Here is a 13,033-nt window from a genome sequence, read left to right as displayed (position 1 = left end):
TTATGCGTATTGCCATGTTGTCCCCCATTGCCTGGCGCACCCCGCCACGGCACTACGGCCCCTGGGAAAAAGTCGCCTCATTGCTGACCGAAGCCCTGGTGGGACTTGGCCATGACGTCACGCTGTTTGCGACAGGAGATTCGATTACACACAGCACCCTGCGTGCCGTGTGCACCCGGGGATATGAAGAGGATTCAAAGATCATTCCCAAAGTATATGAATGCCTCCACATCTCTGAGTTATTTGATCATGCAGAAGAGTTTGATATCATTCACAATAACTTTGATTTTCTCCCCCTAACCTATACCGGCCTTACCAGGACGCCTGTGGTGACAACCATCCACGGTTTTTCATCCCCCGGAATTTTACCGGTGTATCGCAAATACAATAAAAAAACATTCTATGTTTCCATCAGTGATGCTGACCGGGCAGAGGGCCTCAATTATATTGACACCATTCACCACGGCATAGATATAAAAGAATTTCAGTTTCATACGGACCCGGAAGATTATCTGTTGTTTTTCGGTCGTTTCCACCCGGATAAAGGCGCTAAAGAGGCCATTGAAATCGCCCGGGCATGTCACAGAAGACTGATCATGGCAGGAATTATTCAGGACAGTGCCTATTTTAAAGACTATATCCAGCCGTTCATTGACGATGCCAATGTGGTTTATCTTGGCAGTGTTGAACCTGAAAAAAGGAATAAACTTCTGGGCAAAGCCCATGCACTGCTCCACCCCATCAATTTCAACGAACCTTTTGGCCTTTCCGTTATCGAAGCCATGGCCTGCGGCACCCCGGTGATCGCAAACAACCGGGGCAGTATGCCCGAGCTTATCCAGGACAATAAAAACGGATTTCTTGTTTCCGGCACCCATGAGGCCATCAGCGCGGTGGAACGTATCAGGGACATTGACCGGGAATTCTGCCGGCGAACAGTGGAGGATCGTTTTACCATCGACTGCATGGTCAAAAACTATATCCGGGTGTATGAGCAGATCATGGAGACAACCAAACGTGAAGATCATCGCCCCTGGGGGTTTTATAGAATACTTTCCGATGAGAATACCGTTAAGAATAAAAAAATTGTGGTGTATCCGGGAAAGCGCCTGAGTCTCCAGCGTCACCAGTATCGCGATGAGCACTGGTATATCGTCAGCGGTAACGGCATGTGGACACTCGGCGATAAAACGGTTCCGGTGATTGCCGGGCAATCCGTTGATATTCCGAGAAAATCCATCCACAGAATTGAAAACAGCGGCCAGGACAACCTGGTATTTATGGAGATTCAAACGGGAGATTATTTTGGCGAAGATGATATTGAACGTCTGGCCGATGATTTCGGAAGAATCTGACCCATGAGAAAGGACCCAAATGAACACGATCCAGGATATTGTCATGCGTTACCTGAAGAACCCCATTCTGACCCGGGAGGATGTACCGTATCCCGTTGCAACGGTTCACAATGCCGGGGTAATCAAATATAAGAACCGCTATATCATGCTTTTCCGGGCCCACTTGAAAAACGGGCGGTCCATTATCGGAAGAGCGGACAGTCCGGATGGGTTTACTTTCAAAGTTTTGCCGGAACCTTTTTTGACTCCGGCATCCCAAGGCCCTTTTGCCGAATATGAAGCCTTTGGGGTTGAAGACCTGCGCATCAACCCGGTTGAAGGATCATACCTTCTCACTTACAGTGCCTATTCCCGCCACGGGGTTCGCATTGCCCTGGCCCGTACATATGATTTTAAAAAAATTGAACGCATTGCCTTGATCACCCAGGCAGATCTGCGTAATGTGGTTATTTTTCCTGAAAAAATTAATGGCAGGTATGTCCGTCTGGATCGTCCGCACTCGGAAATTTCTCCCTGGTCCATCTGGATTTCCTATTCCCCGGACCTGATTTACTGGGGGGACTCACAAGTTGTCATCAAACCGTTATCCTACCACTGGGATGAGATGAAAATCGGTCCGGGCACCCCGCCCTTTAAAACCGATGATGGCTGGCTTCATATCTTTCATGGTGTTTTCAAAACCATGTCCGGAACCGTATACCGGCTTGGGGTAGCGCTGCATGATCTTGCCGACCCGGCCAGGGTGCTCGGGGTGTCTGATCAATGGATCCTGCAGCCGGAAGATGTCTGGGAACAGACCGGCTATGTCCCCAATGTGGTATTTAGCTGCGGTGCTGTTGCCGAAGATGACGGGACTGTGAAAATCTACTGGGGGGGAGCGGATACGGTGATGTGCATGGGTACTGCAAAAATCTGTGACCTTGTCTCTCTATGTCTTCAATCGGGTCGTCCACCCATGTAGCCCCCAATTAAATTGAGGAAATACACCTGTGCAAAAAAAAAGCTATGGCAAACTTATCGTGACAAGAAAACCCAATAAAATTGTCGGGGATACCTCCCGTGTAATTACAAGGCCCCATATTCCCGATGATACCAGACGCATCACTTTGATCATCGAACGAATCCGCGGGCTGACTGCAAGCGAACAACAAAAATTATTAACACAAATCATGAAAAATTTTTCCAGGCGACATGAAGACCTGGCTTACATTTTCGAACGACACTTCAGCCTGGTAAAAAAACATATTAAGAAAGGCACCCTGTTCAGTGAGCCTGAAAGCGCATTGATCGGCGCTTATTTTACAAAGGAGTATGCCATTGAGTCTGCTGCTTTGTTCAATCCATCCATTGTTCCGCATCCCATCCAAGACAATCTTGAAAAGGACAGCATCCGGTTTGTCATGAGTTTGCGGGCCACCGGAGAGGGCCATATTTCCTCCATTGTTTTCAGAAGCGGCGTGCTGAACCGGTACAACACCTTCCGGTTTGATCATATCAGTGAGTTTGTGGAAACACCGGATCTGAAGTTAAACCCTTTCTACAAGCGCAAAATTTTTCAGCACAAGCTCAAGGAAATGAACGCGGATAATGATATCTGCACCCATGTTCTCAATGCCCTTCCCGAAGAATTCAGCAAGGCGCAATTGGTCAGTGAGATGGGAAAGCTTCATAAACATCCTCATTTTACCCAAAACAAGCAGAATAAAACATTTGAGATCATCAACTGGCTTTCTGATTCAAATTATGAGGTGGATTTCCATTCAGATCACCGCATATCCGAGCGGGTTATCTTTCCTGTTTCTAAAAATGAGAGCCGCGGGATAGAAGATGCACGGTTTGTTCAGTTTGTTGATGATAATGGTGAAACAACCTATTATGCAACCTATACGGCGTACAATGGGGTTTCCATTCTCCCTCAACTGATCGAAACTAAAGACTTTATCAGTTTTAAAATTACCATACTGAACGGAAAAGCGGCACAAGATAAAGGGTTTGCGCTGTTTCCCCGGAAAATTAACGGCCAATTTGCCATGCTGTCCCGACAGGATGGCGAAAACAACCATATTATGTTTTCAAAACACCTGCACTTCTGGAGGACCTCTCATATTATCCAGCGACCCGAGTATCCCTGGGAATTTATCCAGATCGGCAACTGCGGCTCTCCCATAGAGACCGAGAAAGGCTGGATCGTTCTTACCCATGGTGTCGGTCCCATGCGGGAATACTGTATTGGTGCAATGCTTCTTGATCTTGAAAATCCGCGCAAGGTCATTGCACAGCTTGAACAACCGCTTTTGGCTCCCACAGAGGAAGAGCGAGAAGGGTATGTTCCAAACGTTGTCTACTCCTGCGGTTCAATCATCCATAGTAATGAACTGGTCATTCCCTATGCCATGTCGGATATTAATTCGGGTATTGCAACGGTTTCGGTAAATAATCTGATTAACAGCATGCGCAAGGTAACTGCGTAAAATTCTACCGCTTGTAAAACAGTCTAAAGCAGGCGGCTGGCAAAGGGCCGCTTGACAAAACAGCATGCCGGGGGGCTCAAAAAGACCACGGCTGCCTAGGCCCGATGCCGGGCTTGATCCGGCTGATGTCTGTTTTTGATTATGGGTATCGGTAATATTTTTTGACCATTAATAAATCTTCCTGTATAATTTTTTACACTCTTGAATTCCTTTATTAATCCGTTTTTTTTTTGCCGGCGGTAACAGCATCGACGAAAATTCTTTTTACACAAAAGGCAATCAGAACTGACGGATAAGCAAAAAATTAACACATTAATATTGAACCAGGACACTTTTTAAAAAAGTGGCATCCCCCTAAAACCCTGGCGGACACTAACCGCTGAATCAACGGCAAAGGAGACGGTATGAAGGAGCAGCAATCTCAGATTTTTTTGCAGCGAGCCCGATTTTTTACCATGATGAGAAGGCTGGCATTTTTACTGGTCAGCCTCACCCTGATTTATTCTTTGGCCGCTGTGGTCTATTCCACCCAGGTGATCTACAAGGTCAAATTCAACTATGCTGTTATTCTCGAACAATTTGGCGGAAAAAGGCAGGCTGTCACCGATTTGGGCTGGCACTTCAGGCTTCCTTTCTTTACCCGGCTGGAAAAAGAGGTTCCCTTAATGAACCAGAACATGTACATCGGCGGTGCCGCTGAACCCATTAAAATTATTTCCCGGGAAAACGTGGCCCTGTGGACATCTGCCTTGATGACGTTCAGGATAAAAGATTTGAAAGTCTGGGGCATTGAAAACCTGTCTCCTGAAATCCTGCTTCAGGGGGATTACGACGGAATTGCCAAGGATATCCTGCAGGGCAAAGAGGTCAACAAGTTGATCTCGGAAAGGGAGAGCATAAAAGAAGAGATCTTTCATGCATTGAAAAACCGGCCCATCAATAAAAACGGCCCCACCCTTGAAGTAAAGTACGGCATTGAGGTGGTCAGTTTTGTTCTCAACGAAACAAGGTTCGGCGACACGCTGGTGAAGGCCACGGAAGAGAAAAAGCGGCGACAGCTCATCGCAGAGGCAGACAACTATGCCGCTGATCAGGAAGCCCAGAGGATTAAAAAACTTTACAAAGCCTACCTTGACGGCATTCAATCACTCCATATTGCATTGGGCGGCCGGGACGGTCAACGGGTCAACCCGGATTTGTTTGAATTTCTTACCCAGCAAAAATGGGCCACCGCCTACGAAAAGAACGAATCAAACCAGAAAACCTTTGTACTCCATGACGGCGGAAAGCCCCCTGCAATCACCCTGCCCTCCCCGGCAGACAGCACAGTTTCAGATTAGACTTATATCCTGCAAAGGGGGTATAAATAAAGTAGCCTGGACAGTTCTCAATGAACATCTAACCCATGCGTAAGGATGAATAAATGGCCAAACGACATACCAAAGAAAAAAAATATATTGCCCTGCCCGAAGAGGCCATTCATAAAATTGAATCCATGGTGGAAACCTGGACCTATGACACCAAGGCCTTTGTCAGGTCCCGGCTCAACCAGTACAGACCGCCCAACGCTTTGGTCTCTTTGCTGAAAAATTTTTTCTTTTTTGCCTTTTTCATGAAAAGAAAACAAAAACGGATGAATGTCCTCAATAACCCCCAGATTCTGACAGACTGGAAAAAAAGATTTTTATATTCAGGGGAAACCAATCCTGCGGCCTCCTGGAACAGGATCATTGAAAAAGAACTTTCAAAGGCTGAATACCATTACCTTATCGCAGTTCTGGACAGAGAACTGACCGACCTTCATGTCCCCGTGGAGTTAGAAACAATCTTTGAAAAAATTTACAAAGCTCATATCAGAAAAGAACACCTGGAAGACCCGGATGTTCCTAAAGCCCCCATCGTGCTCATTGAAGGGACTTCGGGTTCGGGGAAAAGCGCTACGGCAAGAGAAGCCCTTGAAAAAGTGGTATTTAGAAACGAAGTGATTCCCACGGTGGACTGGCGAAAAAAGAAGAACGAAATTTTAGGTGAATACAGCCTGTTTACCCAGCTTGAGGATGTGGACCCTGAGTTTGCCATGCAGATCGCAAAAAAAAAGAAAACCGACTTTTATCTGCGTCTGGCAAAAATCCCCATTCTTAAACGGATCTTTAGAAAACGGATCATGAACAATCTGACGGATTTTGAAGAGTTAGGTATTTTAGTGGACATGTCCGTTATCACGCCCAATGATTACCAGACCGCCCTGTCAGGAGAACCGGGCAACTATTTTAAGCGGGCCATGGGCCATCCCAGGGTCACGTCAATCCGGCACATTGAAGAGGCCCATTCGGCATTTGGAAAATCAGGGTCCGGGTCCGGAGGCGGAAGTGATGGCGTGGAAAAACAGCAAAGGACCCTGATTGACACCTCCAACATTATCCTGGACGAAATCATTGACGGAAGACGGGACTGCTTTATTATTGCCACCAGTGACCAGACCCACCGGTTTGACGCGGCCATCTACCGCAGATTTGTTGAAAAAGGCGTGATCATCGACATTTCAAAATACTGGATGAACCGGGAAAACTTAAAAAAAATCATCATCCTTGAAATCCGGCGCTACCAGATTCCCACCAGATTTAAGCCGGACTCGGAACAACTGGACCATGCCGCAGATAAAATTTATGCCATTTTCAGGGAAAGAAGCCTGAAAATTACCCCGGCTTACGTTAGAAAGCTCATTGAATCAATCATCAACATACAGGGGGATTTTGTCCTTCAATTTCTGGATGATGCCGTCCTGATCCGGCAGGCTTTCCAGCTGGTGGCCAAAAATGTGTATGGCGAACTTTACGACAAAGTGGTTGACCAGATGGACCGGAACCTGAACTGGGAGGCGTATGTGGGCGATATCAAGGATAAGTTCTCCGAGATGGCCAACAACTGTTTTCATTACGGGGTCAGCGAAGACAAAGGCGTGGTCCTCACAGGCCCGCCGGGATCGGGTAAAACCTATCTGGTCAGAACCTGGCTTTCTTCCAATCCCCAGGTCCATGATATTGCAACAAGCCCCTCGGCTCTCCAGGATCCGTCAAGTCCTGTGCACGGCGCCGTATCCAATCTTGAAAAAGTGTATGATATCGCAAAAATGATCGCCCCCACGGTGATCTTTTTTGACGAGGGAGATGCGCTTGCCCCCAAACGAAGCGCTACCGGAGGCCACCCTTCGGATGCCCTGACCAACAAATTTTTAAATATCATTGACGGAGAAATCCCTTTGAATAAGGTATTTACCGTCTTAACCACCAACCGTCTGGATATCCTGGACCCTGCCCTGATCCGGTCTAAAAGATTGAAAACGCTTGAAATATCAGGACACATGCGGCAAAAGGATGTTTTTGAAATCATCAAAAAGCAGTTTGAACATGTTCCCCACCAACGAAAATTTGAGGTGGAAAAAATTATAGAGACAGCCCAGGGGATCTGCAATACCCCGGCAGACTACACATCATTTACCCAAAAGGCCATTGCCCTTTGCAGCACCGAGTTTAAAGTGCTGCTCAAACTTCGGGATCTCAAATCCTCAACCCGGGATGAAAAATATAACTTTGTCAAACTTAATTTCAAAACCGTCCTGGGGATTCTTGATGCCCTTAAAGCCCCGCCCCTGATCAAATCCAAAATCAAAAACGATCTGAAAAATTTTGTGGAGCATTACGACAAGATCCTGGAAAGTGTGAACCATATTACCCGGGAACAGGATTATCCCATTGTTGTGGCCCACCTGGAATCCGCCAGAAGGGAAATTTCCCAAAGTCCCACGCGCAAAGGATCCATCCAGCTCAACGAATTTTTACAAACCGAACTGAGCCAGGAACCCCAGGTCGGTTTTATTATTGGCGTGGGAGCCAATGACATGACCGGAATGCTGTTGCCCATTGCCACCAGCCTGACCGGCAGGGTTGAAAACGCGCCGATCATTGTAACCGGGGCCGTGGCCACGCCTTCGGCCCAGACCGCCCAGATGGACATGGCCGTAAAAATGACCAATCAGTCGGCCCAGGAGGCCCTGACCATGGTGAAAAACTATATCCAGAACCTGTGCCCGGATATCAGCATCCCCTGGCTGTTCGGGGATTTCCTCCAGCGGTATTCCATCCATCACCAGCTGTTATCCGCATCTTACAACGTGGGCGGACCGTCAGCAGGGTATGCCCTGGCCCTGAACACCATGTCGGTCTTGCTTCAGATTCCCCTTTGCATTGACTTTGGCATCACCGGGGCCCCCTGGACCAAAGGGGTTAAAAAGGACGAAATCGGCGGTTCGGTTATCATCGGCGGGCATCGGAAAAAAACGGAAAAAGTGCTGCTGTATCTTAGGCGGATGTACATGCCGCTGCAGAACTATGAGGATCTTGAGCCTGAATTTCTTATCGGCTACTGGCAGCGTGACAAGGATATTATTGCCGTAACCCATTTTGCCGACCTCATGCCAGAGGTTCTGTTCCTGGATGAGGCCCATAATAAGATGCGCGAAGACTTAATTGAAAAGAGAATAAAATACAAGACGGAAAGATACTATGACGCTGAAAACACGGATAATCTGAAAGAAAATATTATCCAGACCAAAAAGATGATGAGAATACGGGCCGAAAACGAAATTCTCAAACGGGTCAACGCCATCGGGTTTTATCTCCAGGATCCTGGCCGGGAAAAATATATTTCCCATGAAAAAATATTTCAAACCTATATTAAAACAAATTAAGGGAATCCCCAATGTTCGGCCCGGAAGTTTTTTTGAAAATACGGTACAATCATATTTCAACTTACTAATTTTATTTAGTATTTTTCAGGAAACGGGCAAATCCCTTTAAGTTGCGTTCATATCGGGCGATGTCATTGGGCGAATCGGAAAATTTTCTTTTAAATTCAATCGTCCAAGGTGGCTCAGAAAAAAAATTGAGTATTTCTTTCGCCTTTGCTTGCGTGGGATAGTCGTAGCCTATGACCAACATACCGGCGGCTTCCAAATCGCTATAAACACCCGAAAGCGTACGAGATGATTTTCCATCAGATCGAAGATAAAGTATATAACGAGCCATGGCATCCACAATAATATTGACGATATCTTTACTGATGTCATAATCCTGGTGCCAATCATCTACCAAATGACTCAATTTGGCACGAACCATGGGAGTCCCTGAGCTTTCCTCACCAATACTGAAAATATACTCCTTGAGTTTATCAACTGCCTCATCAAAAGAACTGCCTACCAATATCAGGACTTCATCGGCAACATTATCCAATTTGCGAAATTCACGACATCCAGTGCCGTTACGCCCAAAGCCACCCTTGGTTTTGATTCTTGGCGAAGGGGTAAAAAGAAGATCCGGATGACCTGACCGGGCCTGCATATCAAGCGGATGCGCCCATAAAAGTAACAACACCCCGGAACGTCGGGCTAATTTTTGTACTTTTTTGTCTTCTTGAAGTGACCAAGGCAGAGCGATTACATCCGCAGATTGTTTCTTAATAACCTCCGTAAGGATTTCCTTTTGCGACAACAACGATTGGTCGTTAATTTCGGGACTGGACAAATCGACAAACCGCAACTCAAGATTTTGACATGCTTTTTTGCCTAGGCTGCTTTTTCCAGATCCGGGAGGGCCGATTAAGAAAATCAGCGGAATTTCTCCTTCAGAATCATGTTTCATAGACTTTTATTCCATAAGCAATTTTAATTATTAATAAACATTGTACTTTCAAGCAACCAAACATACAAAAAAAACACCACAGAGGCTTTATGAACAGAAAAAATATCAGGCGGCCCATCACAAAGCAATTAAAAAAAAATGTCTCGAGGTTGAAATTCATTCCCTCTGATTTCAAGCGCCGATTAAATTAATATCCAATAAAGGCGTGGCTTGAAAAAAAGATAAGATTCTGGTAATTCCATTTTTTGCATAACACTAATTCATTCTTTAGGAATATAAATGAAAAACGCAGACTTTTTAACCGGTATTACCACCTCGGGCACGCCCCACCTTGGCAATTATGTGGGTGCCATCCGTCCGGCTGTTGAATCCAGCAAAAATCCGGACCTGACCTCCTATTATTTTCTGGCAGATTACCACTCCCTGATAAAAAATCATGATCCGGAAAAACGAAAGGTATCCACCCTTGAAATTGCAGCGGCCTGGATTGCCCTGGGGTTGGATTACAATAATTGTGTATTTTACCGGCAGTCTGATATTCCGGAAATTCCGGAACTTACCTGGATTCTGACCTGTTCAACGGCCAAGGGACTGATGAACCGTGCCCATGCATACAAGGCGGCTGTCCAGGAAAACGAGGAACAGGAGAGAAAAGATCCGGACCAGGGCGTCACCATGGGCCTTTTTTCCTATCCCATTCTCATGGCAGCAGACATTCTCATGTTCAATGCCGCCAAGGTGCCCGTGGGCAAGGATCAGATCCAGCACCTTGAAATGACAAGGGATATTGCCGCAAGATTCAATCATATGTACACGGAGTTATTTGTGCTGCCCGAGGTGGTTGTGGATGAAACCGCAGCCGTGCTTTCAGGCCTTGACGGACGCAAAATGAGCAAAAGCTACAACAACTTTATTCCGCTGTTTGATACGGAAAAGCGGCTGCGCAAAATGATCATGAAGATCCAGACCAATTCCCTGGGGCCCGATGAACCCAAAGATCCTGATACTTGTACCCTGTTTTCAATTTACCGGGCCTTTGCCACACAGGAACAGACAAAAGACCTGGCCCGGCGGTACAGGGAGGGCATTGCCTGGGGGACCATGAAACAGGAGTTGTTTGAATACATCAATGATATTTTAAAGGAACCCAGACAGCGGTACCAAGAGCTGATGGCGAATCCCAAAGAGATTGAAGATATTTTGAAAAAAGGGGCGGTTCGGGCCAGGGAATATTCCGTACCCTTCCTGGATAAAGTTAGAAAGAGTGTTGGTATTCAATCACTGTGTTAGTTTTTTCACCTCTTTTTCGGTGAGATATCGCCACTTGCCCGGGGGCAGACTGCCAAGGTGGATATTGGCCATGCGAATCCGTTTGAGCATGGCCACCTGATTGCCGGTTTTGCCCACCATTTTCCTGATCTGGCGGTTTAACCCCTGCTTTAAAACAATTTTAAATCCGTTTTCAGAAACCCTGCAGACCCTGGCCTGCCGGGTTTTTTTTCCGTCTATAACCATGCCCTGGGCCATGGCAGAAAGATCCGGGTCACTGACAGGCTGTACCGTAAACACCAGATACTCTTTTTCATGGTCATGGGAGGGATGGGATAACCGGTTGTGCAGGTCACCGTCATCTGTCAGCAAAACAAGACCCACTGAATCTTTATCCAGCCGCCCCACGGGATAGACTCTTTTTTTTACCGGCACAAGGTCCAGGATAATTTTTGCATTTTTCTGGGCACAGGTTGTAACCACCCCTTTGGGTTTGTTTACGGCAATATAGGTATGGCTGACGTCTTCATTTTTATTGAATTGAACAGATTTACCGTCAACACAGATGCGGTCCTTTGCCGGATCACCCCGTGTGCCAAGCGAGTTTACAACGCTTCCGTTCACAGTGACCCTGCCGTCAAGGATAAGCGTCTCGGCCTTCCTGCGCGAACAAACCCCGCAATGGGCTAAAATTTTCTGCAGGCGGATACCCTGGGCTGTTTCAGGATCTGTAATCTGCGTTGATTTTGACATAGTTTTCACTGAAGTCGCAGAACAGGAACTGGTCCTGGCCGTCTCCGAGATTGAGATCCAAAACAATGCTGATTTCATCCTGCTTCATGATGTCCGCAGCTTTCTTTTCCGACGCTTTGCCCTGCCACTGTCCGTTTTGAACCAGCAGGACATCATCAAAATACAAATCCATTTTATTCTGGTCCACCGTGGCCCCGGATCTTCCGGCTGCCGCCGTGATCCGGCCCCAGTTGGGGTCCTGGCCGTAAATGGCGGTTTTGACAAGGGGGGAATGGGCAATGGCTTCGGCCGCTGCAAACGCATCCTGCCGGGTCAGTGCCCCCTGGACCGTGATTGAAGCAAGCTTTGTGGCACCCTCCCCGTCTTTGACAATCATTTTGGCAAGCGCATAGCAAACCTCATCTAAAACAGCCTGGAAGGCCCCAAAGGCGCCATCATTGTCGATCACTGCCTGCCCGGCCCCGTTAGCCATACACACGAGGGTGTCATTGGTGCTGGTATCTCCGTCAACCGTAATCCGGTTAAAGGAGCGGGAGGCGGCATGGGTCAAAGCCTGTTTGAGCAGGCTGCTTGAAATATCTGCATCGGTAAATACATAGGCCAGCATGGTGGCCATGTCCGGCCTGATCATACCGGAACCTTTGGCTACCCCTGTAATGGTAAAGCTTTTTTCATCCCCGGATGTGATGGTTTTTCCCTGACAGGATACAATTTTGGTGCAGGTATCTGTGGTGAGTATGGCTTTGGCAAAATCTTCAAGGGTACCAGAATCAAGGCACGCCACAGCTTCGGGGATCCCTGTCTCAAATTTGTCCATGGGCAGCGGCGCGCCGATCACCCCGGTGGAAGAGGCAATAACATGGTCAGGATCAATGTTAAGGGCTTTGGCCACAAGTTCAACGCATTGTTTTGCATCGGCCACCCCCTGTTCGCCGGTAAAGCAGTTGGCATTACCTGAATTGACCAGCACGGCCTGGAGCAGGCCCTTTTCCATAATTTTCCTGCCAAGAATAACAGGGGCGGCAACCACCTGGTTCCGCGTAAACAATGCGGCGGCAAAAACAGGCTTTTCAGCATAAATCAGCCCGAGATCCCTGGCTTTGCTTTTTTTGATCCCGGCACGGATTCCGGCAAATTTAAAGCCTTTCATTTTTGTTTCCTTTTTATTTTTTTATCATGAAACATCTTAACTTTATCACATTGAATTCAAACCCATTCTGAAAATTTGAGCGCTGATTATAATTGGGTTTCACCCCTGTGTAAACATGGATTTTTTAGCGGTCTTATTCATTGGCAGCCATTTATGTTCTTTTTGAGCCCGATTTTTATGTCAAGCACATAAAATCTCGTTCTTAATTGAACAGGAATTTCCTAAAACATAAAACTTAAAACTTAAAACCCCACCCGAATGTCAACAATTTGTTGTACTTTGAAACACCTTCATTGCACATTGAAACGCTTGAATTTTAAGAGAATTTCGTCATTTAAA

At 46.8% G+C, this 13,033-nt stretch carries 9 protein-coding genes; 6 read left to right on the top strand and 3 right to left on the bottom strand.

Annotated elements, in window-relative coordinates; all coding sequences use genetic code 11:
• The first annotated feature begins 2 nt into the window (after positions 1–2).
• The 5 genes from Q366_RS10800 (at position 3) to Q366_RS10780 (ending at position 8,573) form a co-directional block, all read left to right on the top strand.
• Positions 3–1,355, top strand: a complete 1,353-nt coding sequence (locus Q366_RS10800) for a glycosyltransferase (protein ID WP_035238827.1) — start codon at positions 3–5, stop codon at positions 1,353–1,355.
• 19 nt (positions 1,356–1,374) lie between these two features.
• Entirely contained in the window at positions 1,375–2,316 is a 942-nt protein-coding gene (locus Q366_RS10795; protein ID WP_035238825.1) for a glycoside hydrolase family 130 protein, read from the top strand.
• A 28-nt stretch (positions 2,317–2,344) separates the two neighbouring features.
• Positions 2,345–3,826, top strand: a complete 1,482-nt coding sequence (locus Q366_RS10790) for a glycoside hydrolase family 130 protein (RefSeq protein WP_035238824.1) — start codon at positions 2,345–2,347, stop codon at positions 3,824–3,826.
• Positions 3,827–4,230: 404 nt separating this feature from the next.
• The gene (locus tag Q366_RS10785; RefSeq protein ID WP_035238822.1) at positions 4,231–5,166 is read left to right on the top strand and encodes an SPFH domain-containing protein; all 936 of its coding nucleotides are present in this window, start codon (positions 4,231–4,233) and stop codon (positions 5,164–5,166) included.
• Between the two features lie 83 nt (positions 5,167–5,249).
• Positions 5,250–8,573 (top strand): AAA family ATPase, encoded by a 3,324-nt coding sequence (locus Q366_RS10780; protein WP_035238820.1) that lies wholly within the window; start codon positions 5,250–5,252, stop codon positions 8,571–8,573.
• 70 nt (positions 8,574–8,643) lie between these two features.
• On the opposite strand, the gene Q366_RS10775 is transcribed toward Q366_RS10780, so the two are convergent.
• Positions 8,644–9,522, bottom strand: coding sequence for an AAA family ATPase (locus Q366_RS10775; RefSeq protein WP_035238818.1), 879 nt, complete (start codon positions 9,520–9,522; stop codon positions 8,644–8,646).
• 279 nt (positions 9,523–9,801) lie between these two features.
• On the opposite strand from Q366_RS10775, the gene Q366_RS10770 reads away from it, so the two are divergent.
• Positions 9,802–10,812 carry a tryptophan--tRNA ligase gene (locus tag Q366_RS10770; protein ID WP_035238816.1) on the top strand — a complete coding sequence of 337 codons (1,011 nt, stop codon included), beginning with the start codon at positions 9,802–9,804 and terminating at the stop codon, positions 10,810–10,812.
• On the opposite strand, the gene Q366_RS10765 is transcribed toward Q366_RS10770, so the two are convergent.
• The gene (locus Q366_RS10765) at positions 10,801–11,544 is read right to left on the bottom strand and encodes a pseudouridine synthase (RefSeq protein WP_084691788.1); all 744 of its coding nucleotides are present in this window, start codon (positions 11,542–11,544) and stop codon (positions 10,801–10,803) included. The genes Q366_RS10770 and Q366_RS10765 overlap by 12 nt on opposite strands.
• Positions 11,513–12,694: a bifunctional glutamate N-acetyltransferase/amino-acid acetyltransferase ArgJ gene (argJ, locus tag Q366_RS10760; RefSeq protein ID WP_035238814.1), complete on the bottom strand. Its 1,182-nt coding sequence runs from the start codon at positions 12,692–12,694 to the stop codon at positions 11,513–11,515. The genes Q366_RS10765 and argJ overlap by 32 nt, the downstream gene beginning before the upstream one ends.
• Between the last annotated feature and the right edge of the window lie 339 nt (positions 12,695–13,033).

It is taken from the genome of Desulfobacter vibrioformis DSM 8776, from assembly GCF_000745975.1.
GTDB classification, from domain to species: Bacteria; Desulfobacterota; Desulfobacteria; order Desulfobacterales; family Desulfobacteraceae; genus Desulfobacter; species Desulfobacter vibrioformis.
This window is presented reverse-complemented; position numbering and strand designations above follow the sequence as displayed.

Coding starts and splice junctions, on each gene's coding strand:
- Q366_RS10795 (WP_035238825.1), top strand. CDS start 1,375: ATGAACACGATCCAGGATATTGTCATGCGTTACCTGAAGAACCCCATT.
- Q366_RS10765 (WP_084691788.1), bottom strand. CDS start 11,544: ATGTCAAAATCAACGCAGATTACAGATCCTGAAACAGCCCAGGGTATC.
- Q366_RS10775 (WP_035238818.1), bottom strand. CDS start 9,522: ATGAAACATGATTCTGAAGGAGAAATTCCGCTGATTTTCTTAATCGGC.
- Q366_RS10780 (WP_035238820.1), top strand. CDS start 5,250: ATGGCCAAACGACATACCAAAGAAAAAAAATATATTGCCCTGCCCGAA.
- Q366_RS10785 (WP_035238822.1), top strand. CDS start 4,231: ATGAAGGAGCAGCAATCTCAGATTTTTTTGCAGCGAGCCCGATTTTTT.
- Q366_RS10800 (WP_035238827.1), top strand. CDS start 3: ATGCGTATTGCCATGTTGTCCCCCATTGCCTGGCGCACCCCGCCACGG.
- argJ (WP_035238814.1), bottom strand. CDS start 12,694: ATGAAAGGCTTTAAATTTGCCGGAATCCGTGCCGGGATCAAAAAAAGC.
- Q366_RS10770 (WP_035238816.1), top strand. CDS start 9,802: ATGAAAAACGCAGACTTTTTAACCGGTATTACCACCTCGGGCACGCCC.